At 53.3% G+C, this 25,120-nt stretch carries 22 protein-coding genes and 1 pseudogene; 19 read left to right on the top strand and 4 right to left on the bottom strand.

Annotation, left to right across the window (positions count from 1 at the left end; genetic code table 11):
• Positions 1-75: 75 nt before the first annotated feature.
• The 10 genes from kdpF (at position 76) to SBG_RS03075 (ending at position 12,688) form a co-directional block, all read left to right on the top strand.
• Positions 76-165 carry a K(+)-transporting ATPase subunit F gene (gene kdpF / locus SBG_RS03120; protein WP_001670793.1) on the top strand — a complete coding sequence of 30 codons (90 nt, stop codon included), beginning with the start codon at positions 76-78 and terminating at the stop codon, positions 163-165.
• Positions 165-1,844, top strand: coding sequence for a potassium-transporting ATPase subunit KdpA (gene kdpA / locus SBG_RS03115; RefSeq protein ID WP_000730061.1), 1,680 nt, complete (start codon positions 165-167; stop codon positions 1,842-1,844). The genes kdpF and kdpA overlap by 1 nt, the downstream gene beginning before the upstream one ends.
• Before the next feature lie 20 nt (positions 1,845-1,864).
• A complete protein-coding gene (gene kdpB, locus SBG_RS03110; RefSeq protein ID WP_000088041.1) occupies positions 1,865-3,913 on the top strand; it encodes a potassium-transporting ATPase subunit KdpB in 2,049 nt (682 codons plus the stop codon).
• Positions 3,914-3,921: 8 nt separating this feature from the next.
• A complete protein-coding gene (gene kdpC / locus SBG_RS03105; protein ID WP_000579805.1) occupies positions 3,922-4,506 on the top strand; it encodes a potassium-transporting ATPase subunit KdpC in 585 nt (194 codons plus the stop codon).
• Positions 4,503-7,187 (top strand): two-component system sensor histidine kinase KdpD, encoded by a 2,685-nt coding sequence (kdpD, locus tag SBG_RS03100; RefSeq protein ID WP_000997496.1) that lies wholly within the window; start codon positions 4,503-4,505, stop codon positions 7,185-7,187. The genes kdpC and kdpD overlap by 4 nt, the downstream gene beginning before the upstream one ends.
• Entirely contained in the window at positions 7,184-7,861 is a 678-nt protein-coding gene (kdpE, locus tag SBG_RS03095; protein WP_000186046.1) for a two-component system response regulator KdpE, read from the top strand. The genes kdpD and kdpE overlap by 4 nt, the downstream gene beginning before the upstream one ends.
• A 277-nt stretch (positions 7,862-8,138) precedes the next feature.
• Positions 8,139-8,243: a leader peptide SpeFL gene (gene speFL / locus SBG_RS22450; protein WP_015632840.1), complete on the top strand. Its 105-nt coding sequence runs from the start codon at positions 8,139-8,141 to the stop codon at positions 8,241-8,243.
• A gap of 379 nt (positions 8,244-8,622) precedes the next feature.
• Positions 8,623-10,821 (top strand): ornithine decarboxylase SpeF, encoded by a 2,199-nt coding sequence (gene speF / locus SBG_RS03085; protein WP_001292414.1) that lies wholly within the window; start codon positions 8,623-8,625, stop codon positions 10,819-10,821.
• Positions 10,818-12,137, top strand: a complete 1,320-nt coding sequence (gene potE / locus SBG_RS03080) for a putrescine-ornithine antiporter (RefSeq protein ID WP_000042649.1) — start codon at positions 10,818-10,820, stop codon at positions 12,135-12,137. Before speF ends, potE begins: the two co-directional genes overlap by 4 nt.
• Before the next feature lie 65 nt (positions 12,138-12,202).
• Positions 12,203-12,688, top strand: a complete 486-nt coding sequence (locus tag SBG_RS03075) for a pyridoxamine 5'-phosphate oxidase family protein (protein ID WP_015702761.1) — start codon at positions 12,203-12,205, stop codon at positions 12,686-12,688.
• A 154-nt stretch (positions 12,689-12,842) separates the two neighbouring features.
• On the opposite strand, the gene pgm is transcribed toward SBG_RS03075, so the two are convergent.
• Both pgm and seqA read right to left on the bottom strand, forming a co-directional pair.
• Positions 12,843-14,483, bottom strand: coding sequence for a phosphoglucomutase (alpha-D-glucose-1,6-bisphosphate-dependent) (gene pgm, locus SBG_RS03070; protein ID WP_000974370.1), 1,641 nt, complete (start codon positions 14,481-14,483; stop codon positions 12,843-12,845).
• A gap of 24 nt (positions 14,484-14,507) precedes the next feature.
• A complete protein-coding gene (seqA, locus tag SBG_RS03065) occupies positions 14,508-15,047 on the bottom strand; it encodes a replication initiation negative regulator SeqA (RefSeq protein WP_000848390.1) in 540 nt (179 codons plus the stop codon).
• 184 nt (positions 15,048-15,231) lie between these two features.
• Here seqA and ybfF point away from each other — a divergent pair, with 184 nt between their 5' ends.
• The 9 genes and pseudogenes from ybfF (at position 15,232) to tcuC (ending at position 22,866) form a co-directional block, all read left to right on the top strand.
• Complete coding sequence (ybfF, locus tag SBG_RS03060) at positions 15,232-16,005, top strand: esterase (RefSeq protein ID WP_000773242.1); 774 nt, start codon at positions 15,232-15,234, stop codon at positions 16,003-16,005.
• A gap of 129 nt (positions 16,006-16,134) precedes the next feature.
• The gene (gene ybfE / locus SBG_RS03055) at positions 16,135-16,428 is read left to right on the top strand and encodes a LexA regulated protein (protein ID WP_001040939.1); all 294 of its coding nucleotides are present in this window, start codon (positions 16,135-16,137) and stop codon (positions 16,426-16,428) included.
• Between the two features lie 150 nt (positions 16,429-16,578).
• Positions 16,579-17,109 carry a flavodoxin FldA gene (fldA, locus tag SBG_RS03050; RefSeq protein WP_001018621.1) on the top strand — a complete coding sequence of 177 codons (531 nt, stop codon included), beginning with the start codon at positions 16,579-16,581 and terminating at the stop codon, positions 17,107-17,109.
• A gap of 203 nt (positions 17,110-17,312) precedes the next feature.
• A pseudogene (locus tag SBG_RS22935) lies at positions 17,313-17,398 on the top strand (fur leader peptide).
• The gene (gene fur / locus SBG_RS03045) at positions 17,391-17,843 is read left to right on the top strand and encodes a ferric iron uptake transcriptional regulator (protein WP_000131705.1); all 453 of its coding nucleotides are present in this window, start codon (positions 17,391-17,393) and stop codon (positions 17,841-17,843) included. Before SBG_RS22935 ends, fur begins: the two are co-directional and overlap by 8 nt.
• Before the next feature lie 114 nt (positions 17,844-17,957).
• Positions 17,958-18,884, top strand: a complete 927-nt coding sequence (gene tcuR, locus SBG_RS03040) for a tricarballylate utilization LysR family transcriptional regulator TcuR (protein ID WP_000423382.1) — start codon at positions 17,958-17,960, stop codon at positions 18,882-18,884.
• 97 nt (positions 18,885-18,981) lie between these two features.
• Positions 18,982-20,385, top strand: a complete 1,404-nt coding sequence (gene tcuA, locus SBG_RS03035; protein ID WP_000228714.1) for an FAD-dependent tricarballylate dehydrogenase TcuA — start codon at positions 18,982-18,984, stop codon at positions 20,383-20,385.
• Positions 20,372-21,511, top strand: a complete 1,140-nt coding sequence (gene tcuB / locus SBG_RS03030) for a tricarballylate utilization protein TcuB (RefSeq protein WP_000811129.1) — start codon at positions 20,372-20,374, stop codon at positions 21,509-21,511. The genes tcuA and tcuB overlap by 14 nt, the downstream gene beginning before the upstream one ends.
• A gap of 50 nt (positions 21,512-21,561) precedes the next feature.
• Positions 21,562-22,866 (top strand): tricarballylate/proton symporter TcuC, encoded by a 1,305-nt coding sequence (gene tcuC, locus SBG_RS03025; protein WP_000035247.1) that lies wholly within the window; start codon positions 21,562-21,564, stop codon positions 22,864-22,866.
• A gap of 49 nt (positions 22,867-22,915) precedes the next feature.
• Here tcuC and chiQ read toward each other — a convergent pair whose 3' ends face one another.
• Together chiQ and chiP are read right to left on the bottom strand one after the other, a co-directional pair.
• Positions 22,916-23,248 carry a ChiQ/YbfN family lipoprotein gene (gene chiQ / locus SBG_RS03020; RefSeq protein ID WP_000738511.1) on the bottom strand — a complete coding sequence of 111 codons (333 nt, stop codon included), beginning with the start codon at positions 23,246-23,248 and terminating at the stop codon, positions 22,916-22,918.
• 49 nt (positions 23,249-23,297) lie between these two features.
• Positions 23,298-24,704, bottom strand: coding sequence for a chitoporin ChiP (gene chiP / locus SBG_RS03015; RefSeq protein WP_001258807.1), 1,407 nt, complete (start codon positions 24,702-24,704; stop codon positions 23,298-23,300).
• Positions 24,705-25,120: the final 416 nt, after the last annotated feature.

The following is a 25,120-nucleotide window of genomic DNA, read 5'->3' as shown; positions in this document are numbered from 1 at the left end:
GCCAATTTTTGCGAAATCTTTGCAGCCAAAAATTTACTTTTCTCAGGAGTAAAACAATGCCACTGGAGGTGCTCTGTGAGTGCAGGCGTGATAACCGGCATCGTGCTGGTTTTCTTACTTTTAGGTTATCTGGTCTATGCCCTGATTAATGCGGAGGCGTTCTGATGGCCGCGCAAGGATTTTTACTGATCGCCAGTTTTTTACTGATCTTGTTTATACTGGCAAAACCGTTGGGTTCAGGGCTGGCAAGACTTATTGCCGCCGTTCCGCTACCGGGCGTGGCTGGCGTTGAGCGTGTCCTCTGGCGGATTCTTGGCATTACCGACCACGAAATGAACTGGCGTCAGTATTTACTGGCGCTACTGACGCTCAATCTGCTGGGGCTGGGCATCCTGTTTTGCCTGCTATTCTGGCAGGCGTGGTTGCCCTTAAATCCGCAGCGGCTACCGGGGCTTTCCTGGGATCTGGCGCTGAATACCGCCGTCAGCTTTGTGACCAATACCAACTGGCAAGCCTACAGCGGCGAAAGTACGCTGAGCTACTTTAGCCAGATGGCCGGGCTGACGGTGCAAAATTTCCTGTCGGCGGCGACCGGGATTGCGGTGGTTTTTGCGCTTATCCGCGCCTTTACGCGCCAGAATATGCACACGCTGGGTAATGCCTGGCAGGATCTGGTACGCATTACGCTATGGATATTATTTCCTGTCGCGTTAATTATCGCGCTGTTTTTTATCCAACAAGGCGTACCGCAAAACCTGTCGGCTTATCAGCCCATCACCACTCTTGAAGGCGCTAAACAACTCTTGCCGATGGGCCCGGTTGCTTCGCAGGAGGCGATCAAAATGCTTGGCACCAACGGCGGCGGTTTCTTTAACGCCAACTCTTCGCATCCGTTCGAAAACCCCACCGCGCTTACGAATATAGTGCAGATGCTGGCGATCTTTTTGATCCCTGCCGCTCTCTGTTTTGCCTTTGGCGAAGCGGCGGGCGATCGCCGCCAGGGACGCGCGCTATTATGGGCAATGTCATTCATTTTTATCGTCTGCGTGGCGATAGTGATGTGGGCGGAAGTTCAGGGAAATCCACATCTGTTGGCGGCAGGCGCAGACAGTAGCATCAACATGGAAGGTAAAGAGACGCGCTTTGGCGTGCTGGCCAGCAGCCTGTTTGCCGTCGTCACGACCGCGGCGTCCTGCGGGGCGGTAGATGCCATGCACGACTCGTTTACCGCGCTGGGCGGTATGGTGCCGATGTGGCTGATGCAAATTGGCGAAGTGGTCTTTGGCGGCGTCGGTTCAGGGCTGTACGGCATGTTGCTGTTTGCCCTGCTGGCGGTGTTCATCGCGGGGCTGATGATCGGTCGTACGCCGGAATATCTGGGGAAAAAAATCGACGTTCGCGACATGAAAATGATCGCGCTGGCGATTCTGGTCACGCCAATGCTGGTCTTGCTCGGCTCGGCGCTGGCAATGATGACGGATGCCGGACGCAGTGCGATGCTGAACCCTGGCCCTCACGGCTTTAGCGAAGTGCTGTATGCCGTTTCCTCCGCAGCGAATAACAACGGCAGCGCCTTTGCGGGCCTGAGCGCTAACTCACCTTTCTGGAACTGCCTGCTGGCATTCTGCATGTTCGTCGGACGTTTCGGCGTCATCATTCCTGTCATGGCTATCGCCGGCTCGCTGGTGAGTAAAAAAGCCCAACCCGCAAGCCCGGGGACGCTGGCCACTCACGGCGCGCTCTTTATCGGACTGTTAATCAGCACAGTATTGTTGGTCGGCGCACTGACGTTTATTCCTGCTCTGGCGCTTGGCCCGGTAGTGGAACATTTCTCTTTACCTTGAGCGATGCGGAGTACATTGATATGAGTCGCAAGCAACTGGCGCTGTTCGAACCTGTTTTGCTCGTACAGGCGCTAACGGATGCAGTAAAAAAACTCAGCCCACGCGCCCAGTGGCGTAACCCGGTGATGTTTGTGGTCTGGGTCGGTAGCGTGTTAACCACGCTATTAACGCTCGCCATGCTAACAGGCCAACTGGCAGGAAACACATTGTTCACTGGCGCTATCAGCCTGTGGCTATGGTTCACCGTCCTGTTCGCTAATTTTGCCGACGCGCTGGCGGAAGGTCGCAGCAAAGCCCAGGCAAATAGCCTAAAAGGGGTGAAAAAGATGGCGTTCGCTCGCCGTCTGCGCGCCCCACGCCATGATGCGCAGGCGGACAACGTGCCTGCCGCTGAACTGCGTAAAGGCGATATTGTGCTGGTCAAGGCGGGCGATATTATTCCCTGTGATGGTGAGGTGATCGAAGGCGGCGCGTCGGTGGATGAAAGTGCAATTACCGGCGAATCAGCGCCCGTGATCCGCGAATCCGGCGGCGATTTCGCCTCGGTAACCGGCGGCACGCGAGTGCTCTCCGACTGGCTGGTGATTACGTGCAGCGTGAATCCTGGCGAAACCTTTCTTGACCGAATGATCGCGATGGTGGAAGGCGCCCAGCGGCGGAAAACGCCTAATGAAGTCGCCCTGACAATTCTGCTCATTGCCCTGACCATTGTCTTTTTACTGGCGACCGCCACCCTGTGGCCCTTCTCCGCCTGGGGCGGTAACGCGGTCAGCGTCACCATACTGGTCGCACTGTTGGTCTGCCTTATCCCAACGACCATCGGCGGATTGCTTTCCGCCATTGGCGTCGCCGGAATGAGCCGGATGCTGGGCGCGAATGTAATCGCCACCAGCGGCCGCGCTGTAGAAGCCGCAGGCGATGTCGACGTGCTGCTGCTGGATAAAACCGGCACTATCACGCTCGGCAACCGTCAGGCGTCCGATTTTATTCCCGCCCGGGGCGTGGACGAGCGCACCCTGGCCGACGCCGCGCAGCTCGCTTCACTGGCCGACGAAACACCGGAAGGCCGTAGCATTGTTGTCCTTGCCAAACAGCGCTTTAATCTACGCGAGCGCGATGTACAGGCGCTTCATGCTACCTTTGTTCCGTTCACCGCGCAAAGCCGCATGAGTGGCATTAATATTGATAACCGGATGATCCGTAAAGGTTCGGTAGATGCCATTCGTCGTCATGTCGAAAGCAATGGCGGCTATTTCCCTGCCGATGTGGAGCAAAACGTCGAGAACGTGGCACGTCTTGGCGCGACGCCGCTGGTGGTGGTGGAAGGTGCGCGCGTGCTGGGCGTCATTGCGCTTAAGGATATCGTCAAAGGCGGCATTAAAGAGCGCTTCGCCCAGCTACGCAAGATGGGCATCAAAACGGTGATGATCACTGGCGATAACCGCCTGACGGCGGCAGCGATTGCCGCCGAAGCCGGTGTGGACGATTTTCTTGCCGAAGCCACGCCGGAAGCCAAGCTGGCGCTGATCCGTCAATATCAGGCGGAAGGACGGCTGGTCGCCATGACTGGCGACGGCACTAACGATGCCCCGGCGCTGGCGCAGGCTGACGTCGCGGTGGCGATGAACTCAGGCACCCAGGCGGCAAAAGAAGCCGGTAATATGGTGGATTTGGACTCTAACCCGACCAAGTTGATTGAAGTGGTGCATATTGGTAAACAGATGCTGATGACGCGCGGCTCGCTCACCACCTTCAGTATCGCTAACGATGTGGCGAAATATTTCGCCATTATTCCCGCCGCGTTTGCCGCTACTTACCCACAGTTGAACACGCTCAACGTAATGGGGCTGCATTCGCCGAACTCCGCCATTCTGAGCGCGGTGATTTTTAACGCCTTGATTATTATTTTCCTGATCCCGCTGGCATTAAAGGGCGTGAGTTATAAGCCGCTTTCCGCATCAGCTATGCTGCGCCGTAATTTATGGATCTATGGTCTGGGTGGCCTGGTGGTGCCGTTTATTGGCATTAAAGTGATTGATATCCTGCTGACCCTGCTGGGTCTGGTGTGAGGTGTACGATGATCGGTTTACGTCCTGTGTTTTCGACAATGGTATTTCTGCTACTCCTCACCGGTGGCGTCTATCCGCTGCTGACCACAGCGCTGGGGCAGTGGTGGTTTCCCTGGCAAGCCAATGGATCGCTGATTCGTGAAGACAATGTAATACGCGGCTCGGCGCTTATCGGACAATCGTTTACCGCCGCGGGCTATTTTCATGGTCGGCCCTCCGCCACCGCCGATACACCTTATAATTCTATGGCATCAGGCGGGAGCAATCTGGCCGCCAGCAATCCCGAACTGGATGCGCAAATACAGGCCCGTGTCGCAGCGTTACGCGCCGCTAACCCTGAGGCGAGTGCTGCGGTTCCGGTTGAGCTGGTAACGGCCTCGGCAAGCGGGCTGGATAATAATCTGACACCCGACGCCGCAGCATGGCAAATCCCCCGCGTCGCGGCGGCTCGCCAGCTTCCCGTTGAACAGGTGGCGCAACTGGTTGCAGAATATACGCACAGGCCGCTGGCGCGCTTTCTTGGGCAACCGGTGGTGAATATTGTTGAGCTTAATCTGGCGCTGGATGCGCTACAGGGACACAGAGCAAAATGAATGATGAACCCTTGCGTCCTGACCCGGATCGCTTGTTGGAGCAAACGCCACAGCCCCATCGGGGGACGTTAAAAATTTTCTTCGGCGCCTGTGCAGGCGTCGGGAAAACCTGGGCGATGCTGGCGCAGGCGCAGCGGCTACGGGGGCAAGGTCTGGATGTGGTGATCGGCGTCGCGGAGACACATGGTCGTAAAGAGACCGCCGCGCTGTTGGAGGGGCTGGACGTTCTGCCGCCCAAACGACACACACACCGGGGGCGGCAAATTCGCGAATTTGACCTGGATGCCGCCCTCGCCCGCCGTCCGGCGCTGATTTTAATGGATGAGCTGGCGCACAGTAACGCGCCGGGCTCACGCCATCCTAAGCGCTGGCAGGATATTGAAGAGCTGCTGGAAGCGGGAATCGATGTTTTCACCACTGTTAACGTACAGCATCTGGAAAGTCTGAACGACGTGGTGAGCGGCGTCACGGGGATTCAGGTACGCGAAACCGTCCCCGATCCCTTTTTCGATGCTGCCGATGAAATCGTCCTGGTCGATCTGCCGCCCGACGATCTACGCCAACGTCTCAAGGAAGGTAAAGTGTATATCGCCGGTCAGGCGGAACGGGCTATTGAGCATTTTTTCCGCAAGGGTAATTTGATCGCTCTGCGCGAACTGGCGTTGCGCCGGACAGCGGATCGCGTGGACGATCAGATGCGTGCGTGGCGTGCTCGTCCGGGCGAAGAGAAAGTGTGGCATACCCGCGATGCGATTTTATTGTGTATCGGACATAATACCGGTAGCGAAAAACTGGTGCGTACCGCGGCTCGCCTGGCTTCCCGGCTCGGCAGCGTCTGGCATGCTATCTATGTCGAAACACCAACGCTACACCGCTTACCAGAAAAACAGCGACGAGAAATTTTAAGCGCGCTGCGCCTGGCGCAGGAACTTGGCGCGGAAACCGCCACTCTGTCCGATCCTGCTGAAGAGAAAGCGGTCGTGCGCTACGCCCGCGAACATAATCTGGGAAAAGTCGTGATGGGCCGTCCGGCGGCGCGGCGCTGGTGGCGACGCGACACTTTCGCCGATCGTCTCGCCAGGCGCGCCCCGGATCTCGATCAGGTGATTGTTGCACTGCAAGACCCCCCTCCCCGTGCGCTGGCTCCCGCACCTGATAACCGAAGTTTTAAAGAAAAATGGCGCGCTCAACTTCAGGGTTGTCTGGTCGCCATTGCACTTTGCGCCTTCACCACGCTTATCGCCATGCAGTGGCTCGTCGCTTTCGATGCCGCTAATCTGGTGATGCTCTATTTGTTGGGCGTGGTGGTTATCGCACTGCTTTACGGACGCTGGCCGTCAGTGGTGGCAACGGTGATTAACGTGGCGAGTTTTGATCTCTTTTTTATCGCGCCGCGCGGAACGCTCGCCGTCTCGGACGTGCAGTATTTGCTGACCTTTGCTGTGATGCTGACGGTCGGTCTGGTCATCGGCAATCTTACTGCCGGGGTACGTTACCAGGCACGCGTCGCTCGTTACCGGGAACAGCGTACCCGCCATTTATATGAGATGTCTAAAGCGCTGGCCGTCGGGCGTAGCGAACGTGATATCGCCGCCACCAGCGAGCAATTTATCGCCTCCACTTTCCAGGCGCGCAGTCAAATTTTATTGCCTGATGCCAACGGTAAATTACTGCCTCTCACGCATCAGCAGGGTATCACGCCGTGGGATGACGCCATTGCACGCTGGAGTTTTGATAAAGGACAGCCTGCCGGTGCAGGCACCGATACACTTCCCGGCGTGCCCTATCAGATTCTGCCATTGAAAAGCGCCGATAAAACGTACGGTCTGGCTATCGTCGAACCGGGGAATCTGCGCCAGTTGATGGTGCCAGAACAGCAACGTTTGCTGGAAACGTTCACACTGCTGGTCGCCAATGCGCTGGAACGACTGGTGCTGACCGCCAGCGAAGAACAGGCGCGTCTCGCCAGCGAACGCGAAAGCATTCGCAATGCGCTGCTGGCGGCGCTGTCGCACGATTTACGTACGCCGTTAACGGTACTGTTCGGCCAGGCGGAAATTTTGACGCTGGATTTAGCCAGCGCAGGATCACCCCATGCGCGTCAGGCCAGTGAAATCCGCCAGCATATTCTCAACACCACCCGGCTGGTGAATAATTTGCTGGATATGGCGCGTATTCAGTCCGGCGGGTTTAATCTTAAAAAAGAGTGGCTGACGCTGGAAGAGGTGGTCGGAAGCGCATTACAGATGCTGGAGCCGGGTTTACTGCACCCGATTACTTTGTCGCTACCGCAACAACTGACTTTAATCCATGTCGATGGCCCCTTATTTGAGCGCGTGCTGATCAACCTGCTGGAAAATGCCGTTAAGTACGCCGGGCCGCAGGCCTGTATTGGTATAGATGCTGCGGTGAAGGACGATCGCCTGCAACTGGACGTCTGGGATAACGGGCCGGGTATTCCTGAGGGACAAGAAAAGGCTATTTTCGATAAGTTCGCCCGCGGCAATAAAGAGTCCGCCGTCCCCGGAGTGGGGCTGGGGTTGGCAATTTGTCACGCCATCGTGGAGGTACACGGAGGTACGCTCATCGCCTATAATCGCCCCCAGGGCGGCGCCTGTTTTCGTGTTACACTGCCGCAAGGGAATCCCCCTGAACTTGATGATTTTCATGAGGATTTGTGACGAACGTTCTGATTGTTGAAGATGAACAGGCCATCCGCCGCTTTCTGCGCGCCGCGCTGGAAGGCGACGGTCTGCGCGTGTATGAGGCGGAAACATTACAACGCGGTTTACTGGAAGCCGCCACGCGAAAGCCCGATCTGATTATTCTCGACCTCGGCCTGCCAGACGGTGACGGTATCGATTTCATTCGCGACCTGCGTCAGTGGAGCGCGATACCCATTATTGTGCTTTCCGCCCGTAGCGAAGAGAGTGATAAGATTGCCGCGCTTGATGCCGGGGCTGACGATTACCTGAGCAAGCCGTTCGGCATTGGCGAGCTACAGGCGCGTTTACGTGTAGCGCTAAGACGGCACACCGCCAGCCCTTGCGCCGATCCTGTCGTCCGCTTTTCCAACGTGACGGTCGATCTCGCCGCACGCGTGATCCACCGTGGCGACGAAGAAATCCATCTGACGCCGATTGAGTTCCGCCTGCTGGCGGTATTACTCAATAATGCCGGCAAGGTATTAACCCAACGGCAGTTATTAAACCAGGTCTGGGGCCCTAACGCCGTGGAGCATAGCCACTATTTGCGCATCTATATGGGGCATTTACGCCAGAAACTGGAACAAGATCCCACCCGCCCACGCCACTTTATTACCGAGACCGGCATTGGCTATCGCTTTATGCCATGAATAGCTATTCATTATTTTTAAATAAATGATGAATTTTATGTTATTTATTTTCGCCGTCGCGAATGATTATTTTCGCGGCGAGATGATATTTCATTAAGGATATAAAACACATATATTTAACATTAAAGAAACAACTCATTATCTAACAGCACGATATGCATAATCGTCGACTAATTATTTTTCAAATGATCGTTTTTTGTTGATCTGGTTCACAGATCATTGATGCTGCCTGGATAAAATATCCATGCTTTCAATAAATCAATGAAAGGATCTCAAAATGGAAAATAATAATCGTTTTATGCCCCATATAAGGCGGACAACGCATATTATGATGTTTGCCCACCGTAACAGTTTCGACTTTCATTTCTTTAATGCCCGGTAGTTTTTTTGCTACGGGTACTTCAGCATACAGGTCTTTCCGACCCTTATGTCATTCAGGTCTATTGCCTAAATAACTCAAATTGTTAAAAGCAAAAGTAGGGAAATCTCTTTATGTACAGCCCGATAACCACCTGGTCTGACAGAAGAAATCCAGACTTCGCACGATTTTAGTTATCACGGTTTCCGCCTGTATATCGTCGTACTCAAACTCTTAAATCCTGTATTTCTCGTGACCGGACGGGTTAGGGTTTATTACATCTAAAATAAAGCTAATTTACTGATTTTTTATCAGCGGGATAGCTTTGATTTTTTCCGGAAGAATCAGTTTCTCCGTCGAGAAATTGAGGGCCTGCTATTACCTGAAATAAAGAGATGAAAAAATGTCAGAATTAAAAATTGCCGTTAGCCGCCATTGCCCGGATTGTTTTTCTACACAGCGTAATATTGTAAATGTTGATGAAAGTCGTTTTATCGACGTGGCTGCCATCGTGTTATCCATCGAAGATATTGAGCGAGGAAAACTCGATGAAATCGACGCAACGGGTTACGGTATTCCCGTGTTTGTCGCGACACACGACGAAGGGCGCGTACCGCCTGAGTATCTGCCGCGTATCTCTGGTGTATTCGAATATAATGAATCCCGTACTGCCTTCTATGGTCGCCAACTGGAGACAGCGGCAAGCCATTATGAAACACAGTTACGTCCGCCGTTCTTCCGCGCGCTGGTGGATTATGTCAACCAGGGCAACAGCGCATTTGACTGCCCGGGGCATCAGGGCGGCGAATTCTTCCGCCGTCATCCTGCCGGTAATCAGTTCGTGGAATACTTTGGCGAAACCCTCTTCCGCTCCGACCTATGCAACGCGGACGTGGCCATGGGCGATCTGCTGATTCACGAAGGTGCCCCCTGCATTGCGCAGCAACATGCGGCGAAAGTCTTCAACGCTGATAAGACCTACTTTGTGCTGAACGGGACCTCCTCCTCTAACAAAGTCGTACTCAACGCGCTGTTAACACCGGGCGATCTGGTTCTGTTTGACCGTAACAACCACAAATCTAACCACCACGGCGCATTATTGCAGGCGGGCGCAACGCCAGTTTATCTGGAAACCGCACGTAACCCGTATGGTTTTATCGGCGGGATCGACGCTCACTGCTTTGAAGAAGATTATCTGCGCGAACTGATTAGCGAAGTCGCGCCGCAGCGTGCCCGCGAAGCACGTCCATTCCGTCTGGCCGTCATCCAGTTAGGCACCTACGACGGTACCATTTATAACGCCCGTCAGGTCGTCGATAAAATTGGTCATCTGTGCGACTACATCCTGTTTGACTCCGCCTGGGTCGGCTATGAACAATTTATTCCGATGATGGCCGATTGTTCGCCGCTGCTGCTGGAACTGAACGAAAACGATCCGGGTATTCTGGTGACGCAGTCCGTTCATAAACAACAAGCCGGTTTCTCCCAGACCTCGCAGATCCATAAAAAAGATAGCCATATCAAAGGGCAATCGCGCTACGTGCCGCATAAGCGCATGAACAACGCCTTTATGATGCACGCCTCCACCAGCCCGTTCTATCCGCTGTTCGCCGCGCTGGACGTTAACGCCAAAATGCACGAAGGCGTCAGCGGTCGCAATATGTGGATGGATTGTGTGGTTAACGGCATCGATGCCCGTAAATTAATCCTCGAGAACTGTCATCATATCCGTCCATTCGTGCCGGAAATGATTGACGGCAAGCCGTGGCAGTCATACCCGACGTCTGAGATCGCAAGCGATCTGCGTTTCTTCCACTTCGTCCCGGGGGAACACTGGCATGCGTTTGAAGGCTATGCCGAACATCAGTACTTCGTCGACCCTTGCAAACTGTTGCTCACCACCCCGGGTATCAATGCAGCGAGTGGCGAATATGAAGACTTTGGCGTTCCTGCCACTATCCTTGCTAACTTCCTGCGCGAGAACGGCGTTGTACCGGAAAAATGCGATCTCAACTCCATTCTGTTCCTGCTGACGCCGGCGGAAGATATGGCGAAATTGCAACAGCTTGTGGCTCTGCTGGCGCGTTTCGAAAAACTACTGGAAGCAGATGCGCCGCTGGCCGAAGTATTACCGTCTATCTACAAACAGCATGAATCGCGTTACGCCGGTTACACCCTGCGTCAACTTTGCCAGGAGATGCATGATCTTTATGCGCGGCACAACGTGAAACAGCTGCAAAAAGAGATGTTCCGTAAATCACATTTCCCGAAAGTCAGTATGAACCCGCAAGAAGCCAACTACGCCTATCTGCGTGGCGAGGTCGAACTGGTTCGCCTGCCGGACGCGGAAGGCCGTATCGCGGCTGAAGGCGCTCTGCCTTACCCGCCGGGAGTACTGTGTGTGGTTCCGGGTGAAATCTGGGGCGGCTCAGTCCTGCGCTACTTCAGTGCCCTGGAGGAAGGCATTAACCTGCTACCGGGCTTTGCGCCTGAACTGCAGGGCGTTTATATCGAAGAACACGACGGCCGCAAACAGGTCTGGTGCTATGTCATTAAGCCTCGCGACATGCAGCGCTCCCTGTTGAAGGAGGAAAAATTATGAGTAAACCTAAAGCCAACAAAATGGGTGTCGTGCAGCTCACCATTCTGACAATGGTCAACATGATGGGCTCCGGGATCATCATGCTGCCAACCAAGCTGTCTGAGGTCGGTACGATATCCATCATTTCCTGGCTGGTCACTGCCGTCGGCTCGATGGCGCTGGCCTGGGCATTTGCGAAGTGCGGTATGTTTAGCCGTAAATCCGGCGGTATGGGCGGCTACGCCGAATATGCCTTCGGTAAATCCGGCAACTTTATGGCGAACTATACCTATGGCGTCTCTCTGCTGATCGCCAACGTCGCTATCGCCATCTCTGCTGTCGGTTATGGTACCGAATTATTCGGCGCCGCGCTGACACCGATCCAGATCGGTCTGGCCACTATCGGCGTATTGTGGATTTGTACCATTGCAAACTTTGGCGGCGCGCGTATTACCGGACAGATCAGTAGCGTCACCGTCTGGGGCGTCATCATTCCGGTAGTCGGCCTGTGCATCATCGGCTGGTTCTGGTTTAGCCCCAGCATGTACGTAGCATCCTGGAACCCGCATCATGTTCCATTCTTTAGTGCGGTTGGTTCTTCCATCGCCATGACACTGTGGGCATTTCTTGGCCTGGAATCCGCCTGCGCCAACGCCGATGTCGTCGAGAATCCGGAAAAGAACGTCCCCATCGCAGTACTGGGCGGTACGCTGGGCGCGGCAGTCATTTATATCGTTTCGACTAACGTGATCGCCGGGATTGTACCGAACATGGATCTGGCGAACTCTACGGCGCCGTTTGGTCTGGCGTTTGCGCAGATGTTCACACCTGCGGTAGGTAAAGTGATCATGGCGCTGATGGTAATGTCCTGCTGCGGCTCATTACTGGGCTGGCAGTTTACTATCGCGCAGGTCTTTAAATCTTCCGCTGACGAAGGCTACTTCCCGAAAGTCTTCTCTCGCGTAACGAAAGTCGACGCGCCGGTACAAGGGATGTTGATTATTGTGATTATTCAGACCGGCTTGTCGCTGATGACCATTAGCCCGTCGCTGAATAGTCAGTTTAACGTCCTGGTTAACCTGGCGGTGGTGACGAACATTATTCCATACATTCTGTCGATGGCCGCGCTGGTTATCATTCAGAAAATGGCGAATGTACCGTCATCAAAAGCGAAAGTCGCTAACTTCGTGGCCTTCATTGGCGCAATGTATAGCTTCTACGCGCTATATTCCTCCGGTGAAGAAGCCATGCTGTACGGCTCAATTGTGACCTTCCTTGGCTGGACGTTATACGGCCTGGTCTCACCACGTTTTGAACTGAAAAATAAACACGGCTGATGGCGCGCCCGGGCTGCATCATCAGCAGTCCGGGCAATTTTCACTCTTTGAATAAGATAATAGAAATGAGCAATCCAGAACGGGAAGTCGCTGATATAGCAGAAATACTCGCTATTCTCAGCAAACATGAGGTGTGTCGGATAGGGTTTAACGACAATATCTGCCCGTATGTTGTCCCCGTAAATTTTGGCTATGAGTATCAGGGCGGGCGCTGGATATTTTATTTTCACGGTGCCCGCACCGGGAAAAAGATGCGTCTGTTACGCAAGAACCCGGCGGTGTGCATTGAAATTGACGGCGACCACGCATTACTGCGCGCCGACGATCCCTGTGATTATAGCTACGCCTACACCAGTGTTTTCGCCACCGGGCTGGCATCGATATTACAAACGCACGAAGAAATGCGCTACGGTCTGGACATCATTATGCGCCAGACCGATCCGGGAAAAACCTTCAGTTATCGGGAAGATATGATGAAAGCGGTTTGCGTGGTGCGTATTGAATGCGACGCCCTCACCTGCCGCCGACATCTGGCGACTCAGAGCGAATAAGTCCATATAACGCACACCTGCCGATTGCCGGATGGCGGCGCAAGCGCTTTATCCGGCCTACAGACGATTTTATAAGCCTGATAAGCGCAGCGCCATCGGCAATACGGTTATACAAAAAGGAGCCTGACGGCTCCTTTTTCTTCAACATTATCTGTCAGGCGTTTTTCAATACTTCGCTGACAATTTCCACGGCTTCTTTCTCAATCTGCTTGCGGTGCTCTTCGCCGAGGAAGCTTTCACAGTAGATCTTGTACGCGTCTTCCGTACCAGATGGACGCGCGGCAAACCAACCATTGTCGGTCATTACCTTCAGGCCGCCAATCGATGCGCCGTTACCCGGCGCTGCGGTAAGACGCGCGGTAATCGGATCGCCCGCCAGCGTGCTGGCGCTGACCATTTCCGGAGACAGTTTAGATAATGCCGCTTTTTGTGCTGAAGTTGCGCCAGCCTGCAAACGGTTATAGCTCGGCGCACCAAAACGCGCGGCCAGTTCGTTGTAATGTTCCTGGGGGTTTTTCCCGGTGACCGCGGTGATTTCCGCCGCCAGCAGACACATGATGATCCCGTCTTTATCAGTGGACCACGGCGTACCGTCGAAGCGCAGGAAAGATGCGCCCGCGCTCTCTTCTCCACCGAAGCCGAAGCTACCATCAAACAGACCATCAACAAACCATTTGAAGCCCACCGGCACTTCCACCAGCTTACGTCCTAAATCATTAACCACACGGTCAATCATCGCGGAAGAGACCAGAGTTTTACCGACAGCAACATCTTTCCCCCACTGCGGACGATGCCGGAACAGGTAATTAATCGCCACCGCCAGATAATGGTTTGGGTTCATCAGCCCTGCGGGAGTTACGATGCCATGACGGTCATAGTCCGGATCGTTGGCAAAAGCCAGATCGAATTTATCACGCAGCGCCAGCAGACCCGCCATCGCGCATTCAGAGGAGCAGTCCATACGGATCGCGCCGTCTTTATCAAGATGCATAAAGCGGAAGGTCTGATCAACCTGATCGTTGACAAGGGTCAGGTTAAGTTTGTAATGCTCAGCGATACGTTTCCAGTATTCGATACCGGAGCCGCCCAGCGGATCAACGCCCAGCGTCAGACCGGCTTTCTGAATTGCCGCCATATCAACAATATCTGCCAGCCCCTCTACAAACGGCTGTACCAGATCCAGCGCTTTAACGTGGCCTGACGCCATGGCCGCATCAAGAGAAATACGTTTAACACCTTTCAGACCATCAGCCAGCAGTGCATTGGCGCGGTCTTCTACAACTTTAGTGACGTTGGTGTCCGCCGGCCCGCCATTGGGTGGATTATATTTAATTCCACCGTCTTCCGGCGGGTTGTGCGACGGCGTAATCACAATACCGTCCGCCAGCGGACCGCCTTTTTTGTTATGGACCAGGATAGCATTTGACACGGCAGGCGTTGGCGTGAAGCCATTATTTTCCTGCACAATAACGTCGACACCGTTTGCCGCCAGCACCTCCAACACAGAAATGAATGCAGGCTCCGAGAGCGCGTGAGTATCTTTACCCACATAGCAGGGGCCGGTAATACCGTTTTTTGCCCGCTCTTCAGCAATCGCCTGGGCGATTGCCAGAATATGCGGTTCGTTGAAACTATGACGACCTGCGCTACCGCGATGACCGGAGGTGCCAAATTTCACGGCATGTTCTGCATTCCCTGCCTCCGGTTTCAGTACATAATACTGCGCCGTCAGTTGGGCGACGTTAATCAAATCACTCTGTTGCGCGGGTTGTCCTGCGCGGTTGTGGATTGCCATTGCCTGGTCCTTCTAATGCAAGGATTAAATTGTTCCGCAAACCTTTTCAATCAATTCCGCCGGGAATTGCATTGACTGCATGATGTGTTCAATCATGCTGCATTTACGGCCGGTGTTGGTGTTGGTGATCACCCAGTACGGCGTGCCGGGAACGTGCTTAGGTTTAGTTTGATTCCCATTTTTCAGCAGCGTTTGCTCATCCGCCGCAAAATAGACGCGCGTGCGGCCATGCAACGACTCCGTCGCCTCAGCAAACGCGTGGTGATCCAGTGAATAGAGTGTAGTCAGAATCAGCATAAAGCGGTTAACCGCTTTTTTCTGCTCGGCATATTCGTCAGACAAAAGCAGTTCACGCATGGCGCGAACGTTGTCTTTTACCGGGTTGACCGGTTTCGCTTCAGCGACAGGTTGCGCCGCAGGCGCCCCTTTCGCTGCCAAAGCAGGCTGTGTCGTGGCGGAAAACTTCAACATACGCCGTAAAATGTCGGATGCGCTCTCGCCGATATGCTTGGTATGGCTGGCAATATAGCTATAGAGTTCATCATCAACTTCAATCGTTTTCATCTTAATCCAGTGCGATGTCTTTGCTGAATACAAGTCATTGGGATTATAGGAACAAATCCCAACAGCGGATAGCGTTAAGCCCGGCTGACAAAAAAACTCGGAGTAAACCTTAGCGCTTGCAGCCCAGTGGCAGAATGGTCAACATAATACCCTAACCCGACAGTGCGAAAAAAAGAACTTTGCCATGAAATTAAATATCCGAGCGCAATCTGCACAAAACCTGCACAATAATTCCCCCATCGTTCTCGTTCATGGGCTGTTTGGCAGCCTGGACAACCTCGGCGTACTGGCGCGCGATCTGGTGTCCGATCACGACATCATCCAGGTGGATATGCGCAACCATGGTTTGTCGCCGCGCGATCCGGTCATGCATTATCCGGCAATGGCCCAGGATCTGCTGGATACACTTGATGCACAGCAGATCGAAAAAGCGACTTTTATTGGTCATTCAATGGGCGGTAAAGCGGTCATGGCACTAACAGCGCTGGCGCCCGATCGCATCGATCGTCTGGTTGCGATTGATATCGCCCCCGTGGATTATCACGTTCGCCGCCACGATCGGATTTTCGCGGCTATTAACGCCGTGAGCGAATCCAACGCCACGTCCCGCCAACAGGCAGCAGGTGTTATGCGCCAGCATCTTAGCGAAGAAGGGGTGATTCAGTTTCTGTTAAAATCCTGGAGTGAGGGGCAATGGCGTTTTAATGTCCCGGTATTATGGGATCAGTATCCGCATATCGTGGGCTGGGAAACCATTCCGGCCTGGGAACAGCCGGCGCTGTTTATCCCTGGCGGCAACTCGCCGTATGTAACGGAAACATACCGCGACGCTCTGCTGGCGCAATTCCCGCTGGCGCGAGCGCATGTGATTGCCGGTGCGGGTCACTGGGTACATGCTGAAAAACCTGAGGCGGTCTTGCGCGCCATCCGCCGTTACCTGCACGATACCGCTAACTGATTAAAAACTCATCGCCCGCGCACGATTACGCGCACGGGCGTTGGCGTCGCTTCTTCGCTGATGTATGATGGCGCGCTATCCATCCGGGCATAAGCCTGGCTGATTGTTTCCCCCGAAGTCACCAAAATCATGGCCAAAGAACAAACGGACCGTACGACATTAGATCTGTTCGCGCACGAGCGTCGCCCGGGACGACCTAAAACGAATCCGCTTTCGCGCGATGAACAGTTACGCATCAACAAGCGCAACCAGTTAAAACGCGACAAAGTTCGTGGCCTTAAGCGTGTCGAATTAAAACTCAACGCACAAGCGGTTGACGCGCTCAATGAGCTGGCCGAAGCGCGTAACATTAGCCGCAGCGAGCTCATTGAAGAAATATTAATGAAGCAGCTCATGGCGCTGCGCGGCCAGGGGTTAGTCTGAAAACAAGTTTTGTTGCATATTTCGTGTAGCAGAGCGTGCAGTCCCACGTGATTGCTGTTTCCGCATGTCTGCCTGTTCTGCTATGATTGCCCTTATCCGTGGGCAATTCGCCACCACCATTTCAATAAGTTTCAAGAGGTTATTTTACTCATGGCAATCACTGGCATCTTTTTCGGCAGCGACACCGGTAATACCGAAAATATCGCAAAAATGATTCAAAAACAGCTTGGTAAAGACGTTGCCGATGTGCATGACATTGCGAAAAGCAGTAAAGAAGACCTGGAAGGGTATGACATTCTGTTGCTGGGCATCCCGACATGGTACTACGGCGAAGCGCAATGCGACTGGGATGACTTCTTCCCGACGCTCGAAGAAATTGATTTTAACGGTAAGCTAGTGGCGCTGTTTGGCTGTGGCGATCAGGAAGACTACGCGGAATATTTTTGTGATGCGCTTGGCACGATTCGCGACATTATTGAGCCGCGCGGCGCGACGATTGTAGGTCACTGGCCAACCGCAGGCTACCATTTTGAAGCCTCTAAAGGTCTGGCCGACGACGATCATTTTGTCGGCCTGGCGATTGACGAAGACCGCCAGCCTGAGCTGACTGCCGAGCGCGTTGAAAAATGGGTCAAGCAAGTTTCGGCTGAATTGCATCTCGACGATATCCTCAACGCCTGATCTCATGTGGCGCAGCATTATGTCTGCGCCGCATCAATAGACAAGACCAATCAAAATAATTGCTACAAATTTGTAACTTTCGCACCTATCCCTGTACAATGTCCGGGTGTAATCAGGTGGCGCCGGGATTTGCAGGCAACACCACAGTTTTATTAATATCTGCGAGAGACTTGCGGTTTTCATTTCGGCATGGCAGTCCTATAATGATACGCATTATCTTGAGTGCAATTTCTGTCACTTCTCTAATGAAGTGAATCGTTTAGCAACAGGACAGATTCCGCATGACTGACAACAATACCGCATTAAAGAAGGCTGGCCTGAAAGTAACGCTTCCTCGTTTAAAAATTCTGGAAGTTCTTCAGGAACCAGATAACCATCACGTCAGTGCGGAAGATTTATACAAACGCCTGATCGACATGGGTGAAGAAATCGGTCTGGCAACCGTGTACCGTGTGCTGAACCAGTTTGACGATGCCGGTATCGTAACCCGCCATAATTTTGAAGGCGGTAAATCCGTTTTTGAACTGACGCAACAGCATCATCATGATCATCTTATCTGCCTTGACTGTGGAAAAGTGATTGAATTTAGTGATGAGTCTATTGAAGCGCGCCAGCGTGAAATTGCGGCGAAACACGGTATTCGTTTAACTAATCACAGCCTCTATCTTTACGGCCACTGCGCTGAAGGCGACTGCCGCGAAGACGAACACGCGCACGATGACGCGAACAAATAAGTATAAATCTTTCAAAGAGCCAACCGCCCGGTTGGCTTTTTTATATCCCCTCTTTTCTGCCGCTTGATGTTGATTTAATGTAAAAAAACGCTATCGCATCTCAGGAGAGCAGGAATGGAGCTTCGCCAGTTACGCTATTTCGTCCGTATTATTGAAACCGGCAGTATGGGCAGCGCCGCGCAGGATCTGGATATTGGCGTTTCAGCATTAAGCCAACAGATGTCCCGCCTGGAAAACGAGCTCGCTATCCGTCTGTTGCAGCGTACTTCGCGTGGTGTTACACCGACCAATGCGGGTCTGGCTTTTTATTCGCAAGCACAACTCGCTTTGCGCCATGCCGACGACGCGATCCTTGCCGCCAGAGAAGCGCGTCTTTCGGGCCATGTGAGTGTAGGGATGGCTCCCAGTACCGCGTCCATACTGGGTATACCGTTTATTCATGCCATGCGGGAAAACTATGCCGATGTTCGTTTGCATGTGGTGGAAAGCCTGTCCGGTAATCTGGAAAGAATGATTAATACCCGCCAGATTGATTTAGCCGTAGTCTTTCAAAAAGATAAAATCCTGCGCTGGAGCGCCAGACCAATTCTTGAAGAACAGCTTTTTCTGATTGGCTCTCACGCCCTGTTGGCAACGCTTCCTGATAACCCCATCACGCCAGAACAACTGGCAGGCATTCCGCTCATTATGCCCAGCCAGGGACACGGGCTGCGCGGCAGGCTGGACGCTGTCTGCCAGGAATATTCGCTTAACGTTGAGATCGTTGCGGAAATTGACGGTCTGGCGTTATTGATGCGCGCCGTGCGTGATGGCCTCGGTGCCACGTTACAACCCGGTGCGGCGATTTCACACCTGGATAATGATGCGCTAAGCGTGATCGGCGTCCATAATCCGGTACTCAGCCGCCCCAACTTTTTAGTCAGTCTCTCGGACGATGAACTGACGCCAGCCGGGCTTGCCGCCAGAGTGGTACTGACAAAAGTGATGCGTCAGTTAGTCGACGCCGGCGAATGGCCAGGTGCTACCCTTTACGCTTACTAAACCCCCGTTTAGCGCTACCTGATAGCGAGCCGCTTATTTATCCGTATACATTTTAATTACAAATTTAACAAATAGTTAAATGGTACGGGAGTATAAGATGGTTGATGTACTGGTGATAGGCGGAGGCAATGCCGCGTTATGCGCCGCCCTAACCGCGCGGGAGGCGGGCGCATCGGTTCTGCTACTGGAAGCCGCGCCACGAGAATGGCGCGGCGGAAATTCTCAGCACACACGAAACCTGCGCTGTATGCATGATGCGCCGCAGGATGTGCTGGTAGAAAGTTATCCTGAAGAGGAGTTCTGGCAGGACCTGTGGCGAGTCACCGGCGGTAATACCAACGAAACGCTGGCACGCCTGGTCATTCGTACCTCGTCGCAATGCCGCGACTGGATGCGCAAGCACGGCGTTAATTTTCAACCGCCGCTATCAGGGGCGCTTCACGTCGCGCGCACCAATGCGTTTTTTATGGGGGGCGGCAAAGCACTCGTCAATGCCTATTACCGTAGCGCTGAGCGACTGGGCGTGCAGATCCGCTATAGCACACCGGTACAGGCGCTGGAGCTGCGCGATGGCGAGTTTGTGGCGGCGCTGGCCGGAACTGAACGTATCACCGCTAAAAGCTGTGTACTGGCAGCAGGCGGATTTGAATCCAACCGCGAGTGGTTGCGGGAAGCCTGGGGAGAAAATGCGCGCGGCGAATGGCCTGCGGATAACTTTCTCATCCGCGGCACGCGTTTTAACCAGGGTGTATTGCTCAAATTTATGATAGATGCCGGAGCAGATATTATTGGCGATCCATCCCAGTCGCACTGCGTGGCGATTGATGCGCGGGCGCCGCTGTACGACGGCGGTATTTGCACTCGCGTTGATTGCGTATCGCTGGGTATTGTCGTGAATCGCGACGCCGAACGTTTTTATGATGAGGGCGAAGATTTCTGGCCGAAGCGTTATGCCATCTGGGGACGTCTGGTCGCTCAACAGCCAGGGCAAATTGGCTATTCGATTATCGACAGCAAAGCCATTGGTCACTTTATGCCGCCGGTTTTCCCTGGCGCACAGGCGCATACACTGGCGGATCTGGCCTGCCAGTTGGGTCTGGACGCAGACAAATTTACCCATACCGTCGCGCAGTACAACCAGGCCTGCCGACCCGGTAACTTCGATCATACCGTGCTTGATAATTGCGCCACTGAAAACCTGACACCAGCGAAAACCCACTGGGCACGCCCGCTTGATACGCCCCCCTACTACGGTTATGCGCTGCGCCCCGGCATCACCTTTACCTACCTGGGGCTAAAAGTGAATGAGCGTGCCGCCGTGCATTTTGCCGGCCATCCAAGCCGCAACCTGTTTGTTGCCGGTGAGATGATGGCAGGAAACGTACTTGGCAAAGGGTATACCGCAGGCGTAGGCATGTCTATCGGCACAACCTTTGGCCGCATTGCGGGGAGAGAAGCCGCACGTGCGGCGCACAAGGAGGCGCATCATGAAACAGCTTGAAAAATTAATCATTGAGGCTACCGTGCTTACCGAACCGGAAGCCGAGGTCGAACGCGTCATGCAAGTCTGTAACGCGTGTCGCTACTGCGAAGGTTTTTGCGCGGTATTTCCGGCGATGACCCAGCGGCTCGAATTCGGTAAAGCCGATATTCATTATCTGGCGAATCTATGTCATAACTGCGGCGCCTGCCTGCACGCGTGCCAGTACGCGCCGCCCCATGAATTTGCCATTAACGTGCCGAAAGCGATGGCGCAAGCCCGCCTGGAGACGTATCAACAGTATGCCCAGCCCGCCGCTTTTGGCGCGTTATACCGCCGCGCGGGTATCACCGTCGCGCTGGCGCTAATAGCCGGTCTGACGCTCTTTTTATTACTGGCGATGGCGCTGAAAGGGTCGCTGATTCATCCGCCGCTGGCCGGTGATTTTTATCAAATTTTCCCGCATAGCCTGCTGGCATGGATGTTCGGCTCAGTTTTTGTGCTGGCAATCGGTTTGCTTATGGCGGGCGTAATCCGCTTCTGGCGTGAGATCTCGCCGGGCATACCGCGTTCGGCGGAGATTGCGGAAGCGTCGCACAATGCGTTAACGCTGAAATATCTCGACGGCGGTCACGGCAAAGGCTGTAACGAAGCGGACGATGCGTTCACGCTGCTGCGCCGTCGCTTTCATCACCTTACCTTCTACGGTTTTATGCTCTGTTTTGCCGCCACGGTCGTGGCGACGGGCTATCACTACGTCGCCGGTTGGGAAGCGCCCTACCCGTTCTTTAGCCTGCCGGTCATACTTGGCACGCTGGGCGGTATCGGTCTGCTTATCGGTCCGGCCGGGCTATTGTGGCTTAACCTGCGGCGTTCGCCGTTACATGGCGATGCGCGTCAGAAACCGATGGATCGCGGCTTTATTCTGCTCCTGCTATTAACCAGCCTTACCGGACTGGCGTTACTGGCAGGCAGAGACACCAGCGGGATGGGCATATTGCTGGCGCTTCATTTAGGCGTGGTGATGGCGCTCTTTCTCACTCTTCCCTACGGAAAATTCGCTCACGGATTTTTCCGCTGCGCGGCCTTGCTCAAATGGGCAGTCGAGAAGCGACGCGGAAAACAGGCGGGAAATACAAACAACTGACCCGCAACATCTTACCCCTAAAACAATAAAGACAGTGGAGAGCAAACCCTATGGCACCACACACACCTACAACATCGCGCGCCGGCACGTTCGGCACCATACTGCGCGTGACAAGCGGCAATTTTCTTGAACAGTTTGATTTTTTCTTGTTCGGGTTTTATGCCACCTATATCGCCAGAACGTTTTTTCCGGCGGAAAGCGAATTTGCTTCACTCATGTTGACCTTTGCCGTCTTTGGATCCGGTTTTTTAATGCGTCCTGTCGGCGCGATTGTTCTTGGCGCCTATATTGACAAAATAGGACGTCGTAAGGGACTGATGGTAACGCTGGCGATTATGGGCTGTGGTACGTTGCTCATTGCGCTCGTCCCCGGCTACCAAACCATCGGCCTGGCAGCACCTGCGTTGGTGCTGCTGGGACGGTTATTACAGGGATTTTCTGCAGGCGTTGAATTAGGCGGCGTCTCGGTCTATCTGTCTGAAATTGCCACCCCGGGCAATAAAGGATTTTACACCAGTTGGCAATCCGCCAGTCAGCAGGTCGCGATAGTCGTTGCGGCGTTAATTGGTTACAGCCTGAATATGACGTTAGGACACGACGCGATATCGGCGTGGGGCTGGCGAATTCCGTTCTTTATCGGCTGTATGATTATTCCACTGATTTTTGTTTTACGCCGTTCATTACAAGAAACAGAAGCATTTTTACAACGCAAGCATCGCCCCGACACCAGGGAAATTTTTGCTACTATCGCCAAAAACTGGCGCATTATTATAGCCGGAACTCTGCTGGTGGCGATGACCACCACAACGTTTTATTTTATCACCGTCTATACGCCGACCTATGGCAGAACCGTACTTAATCTTAGCGCGCGGGACAGTTTGATTGTCACCATGCTGGTGGGCATCTCCAATTTTATCTGGTTACCCATCGGCGGTGCGATTTCCGACCGGATTGGCCGTCGCGCCGTATTAATGGGCATTACGTTGCTGGCGCTGATCACCACCTGGCCCGTCATGCAGTGGCTGACCGCCGCGCCCGACTTTACCCGCATGACGCTGGTACTGCTGTGGTTCTCTTTCTTTTTTGGCATGTATAACGGCGCAATGGTCGCGGCGTTAACCGAAGTGATGCCAGTCTATGTGCGTACCGTTGGTTTCTCGCTGGCCTTTAGCCTGGCGACGGCAATTTTTGGCGGCCTGACGCCAGCCATCTCTACCGCGCTGGTAAAGTTAACCGGCGACAAAAGTTCGCCCGGCTGGTGGCTGATGTGCGCGGCGTTATGCGGACTTGCCGCAACTGCTATGCTATTTGTGCGCCTGAGTCGCGGCTATAGCACAGCGGAAAACAAAGCCTGAAAAAACCACGGGCGGGAAACATTCCTCCCGTGGGTGATATTAAAGGATTTTATGGCGCGCTATTATGACTGCGTATTTCCTGCCAGACCTTGTCGCAGTCAGTTTTAACCGCCTGATCGTTACCCGTACGCGTCGCCTGAATGCACTGCTGGTAGTCCAGAACCCGCACGCTTTCTTCATTAGCGAATTGCTGATGTTTGCTGTCCTTTTTAAGGACATTCAGTACGCTTTGGCAAGCTTCCACCTTCTCAGGCGAGCCTTGTGCGGTGTTGATACAGGCGCTATATGCCTCCTTCAGACGGCTATCTTCTTCCGGCACAGGGGATGATACGCAAGCCGTTAATCCAGTGGCCATGCTGGCAATAAGTAGCATTTTTTTCATAGTTCGTTCCTCAACAGTGCGGCAGGCCCGACGTCTGCCGCAACTGACATCAGAAAATGGTGAATGGCGCGATCACGATGAATTTCACGTCGCGTTCATCCTGAAAGATGTTGCCATAACCGCCGCCCCAGCTTGGAATATTGGAGTGGTTGTCATATTCGGTGAAGTGCAGTTTGAACATAGTGCCTTTGGCGCGCCCATCCTGCAGGGTGTAGACCGCATCCAGACTGTATGAGGACTCCTCAATCGTGCGGTTTTTATCGTAGTAGGCATCCGGGTTACTTTGCCATGTTGCCGGTTTAGCATCCCAGGCGTAAACGTAAGAAGCCCCCACAGCCCAGCCCGGCAGATTCCAGTTTTTCAGGTCATACATCGCGCCGAAGAAAACCGCCTTTTCACCATTGGCGTTAAAGTCGGAGCGGTTATCCCACCAGATATCCAGACGACCGTTAGAAGAGGCGTAGGTTGGCGTCATACGCTGCAGGAAATAGCCCTGCTGCCCATCGGCTTTCACCCAGGTACCTTCCAGACGCAGATCAACCACTTCCGCGACTTTGTAGCCAAAAGTCAACGCCTGCAACCAGGCCGTACCGTCGTAAATATCATTCGCGCTGCGATCGTCCACCTTATCGCGCGCACCATAGAACTGGTAACTGGTAGTGAGTGGATTGCCGCCTAAATCAAATTTGTAGCTGCCCTTCGCAAAATACTGATCAACATAGCCTTCGGACTGTCCAAATGCCGCTTCCAGCACCAGATCATTTTTGAAGTCGTATTTCGCGCCGATGGAGTGGAGGTAATCCACATTGGTTTTTTTATCTGCCTGATAAAACTTATCCATTTCGGTATGCCACGGCGCCTTGTATTCGTTAGTCCACATGTAGGAGAAACTTAACGCCCCCGCATCGCCATAATCAAAACTGGCACCGGCTTCCGCGCCCTGATAAGTACCCGGCATAAAACTCCAGTGCGGCGCTAACAGCGTCTGACCGGTAGGTTGAATATAACCGGCGCGCGCCCAGACCGGGCCATATTTAAATTTCGCTGCGGCTTTATAAAGACTGATACCGCTCTTATCGCCGGAATAGTCTTCGTCGTAGCCTTTATTCTTTTTCGAGAAGGCAATTTCGTTTGGATGACCGCTGTCGCCGTTTTCCGCCATTTCAATCGCAGTAAAGGCTGCAATATCCAGACCGAACATATCCGCCGCATAACCAGACTGGAAATCCAGATTAGCGTTCCAGGTCGCATGAGAAAGGTTGGTTTTATATTTGTCGCCGTCGGTCACATCTTTACGATCGCGCTCACGCTGCCAGTAATAGATACCTCCCGTTAACGTGGAATCGTCGAAAAATCCGGCGGCCTGCGCCTGCGGTACCACGACCCACCCCGACATTGCTGTGATACCGGCGATAGCCAGAGCCAGCGTACTACGTTTGCCACTAAACGTACGCATAAGTTAATCCTCTTTGACGTATAAAATGCTGCCGACAAAAGCGAACAGCGAAAAAATAAAGATGAAAAAGTTGTGCGGGGAAACCGCATTAACAACAGTAAATAGACTATTTTTCGCGATGCGAATTATCAATCTCTTTCTGTAACCAGTATGTAATAATATGAGCAACCGCACATATTTAATTGCTTTCTGTTACATTCGCATCTGTCGACGGTAAGTGGCTTCACAAAAGAAAAATAGAGTGGTTTTCCATACAGATGAAAATAATTGTCTCCTGTTGACCTGATGCTAATAGCATTTTGATTAAGAGTCATTTAGCAGAAAAATAATTTCCGGAGAATAATTAATTCGCCCCGCGAAAAAGAGCAGGAACTAAGAAGTACAGAAAAAACGCCGCGAATTGCGGCGTCAGGAAG

The sequence above is a fragment of the Salmonella bongori NCTC 12419 genome (genome assembly GCF_000252995.1).
In the GTDB taxonomy this organism is placed as follows: Bacteria; Pseudomonadota; Gammaproteobacteria; order Enterobacterales; family Enterobacteriaceae; genus Salmonella; species Salmonella bongori.
The sequence above is the reverse complement of the archived record's forward strand: the minus strand, read 5'-3'. Positions and strand labels throughout refer to the sequence as shown.

Coding starts and splice junctions, on each gene's coding strand:
- kdpA (WP_000730061.1), top strand. CDS start 165: ATGGCCGCGCAAGGATTTTTACTGATCGCCAGTTTTTTACTGATCTTG.
- kdpB (WP_000088041.1), top strand. CDS start 1,865: ATGAGTCGCAAGCAACTGGCGCTGTTCGAACCTGTTTTGCTCGTACAG.
- kdpC (WP_000579805.1), top strand. CDS start 3,922: ATGATCGGTTTACGTCCTGTGTTTTCGACAATGGTATTTCTGCTACTC.
- kdpD (WP_000997496.1), top strand. CDS start 4,503: ATGAATGATGAACCCTTGCGTCCTGACCCGGATCGCTTGTTGGAGCAA.
- speFL (WP_015632840.1), top strand. CDS start 8,139: ATGGAAAATAATAATCGTTTTATGCCCCATATAAGGCGGACAACGCAT.
- speF (WP_001292414.1), top strand. CDS start 8,623: ATGTCAGAATTAAAAATTGCCGTTAGCCGCCATTGCCCGGATTGTTTT.
- potE (WP_000042649.1), top strand. CDS start 10,818: ATGAGTAAACCTAAAGCCAACAAAATGGGTGTCGTGCAGCTCACCATT.
- SBG_RS03075 (WP_015702761.1), top strand. CDS start 12,203: ATGAGCAATCCAGAACGGGAAGTCGCTGATATAGCAGAAATACTCGCT.
- pgm (WP_000974370.1), bottom strand. CDS start 14,483: ATGGCAATCCACAACCGCGCAGGACAACCCGCGCAACAGAGTGATTTG.
- seqA (WP_000848390.1), bottom strand. CDS start 15,047: ATGAAAACGATTGAAGTTGATGATGAACTCTATAGCTATATTGCCAGC.
- ybfF (WP_000773242.1), top strand. CDS start 15,232: ATGAAATTAAATATCCGAGCGCAATCTGCACAAAACCTGCACAATAAT.
- ybfE (WP_001040939.1), top strand. CDS start 16,135: ATGGCCAAAGAACAAACGGACCGTACGACATTAGATCTGTTCGCGCAC.
- fldA (WP_001018621.1), top strand. CDS start 16,579: ATGGCAATCACTGGCATCTTTTTCGGCAGCGACACCGGTAATACCGAA.
- fur (WP_000131705.1), top strand. CDS start 17,391: ATGACTGACAACAATACCGCATTAAAGAAGGCTGGCCTGAAAGTAACG.
- tcuR (WP_000423382.1), top strand. CDS start 17,958: ATGGAGCTTCGCCAGTTACGCTATTTCGTCCGTATTATTGAAACCGGC.
- tcuA (WP_000228714.1), top strand. CDS start 18,982: ATGGTTGATGTACTGGTGATAGGCGGAGGCAATGCCGCGTTATGCGCC.
- tcuB (WP_000811129.1), top strand. CDS start 20,372: ATGAAACAGCTTGAAAAATTAATCATTGAGGCTACCGTGCTTACCGAA.
- tcuC (WP_000035247.1), top strand. CDS start 21,562: ATGGCACCACACACACCTACAACATCGCGCGCCGGCACGTTCGGCACC.
- chiQ (WP_000738511.1), bottom strand. CDS start 23,248: ATGAAAAAAATGCTACTTATTGCCAGCATGGCCACTGGATTAACGGCT.
- chiP (WP_001258807.1), bottom strand. CDS start 24,704: ATGCGTACGTTTAGTGGCAAACGTAGTACGCTGGCTCTGGCTATCGCC.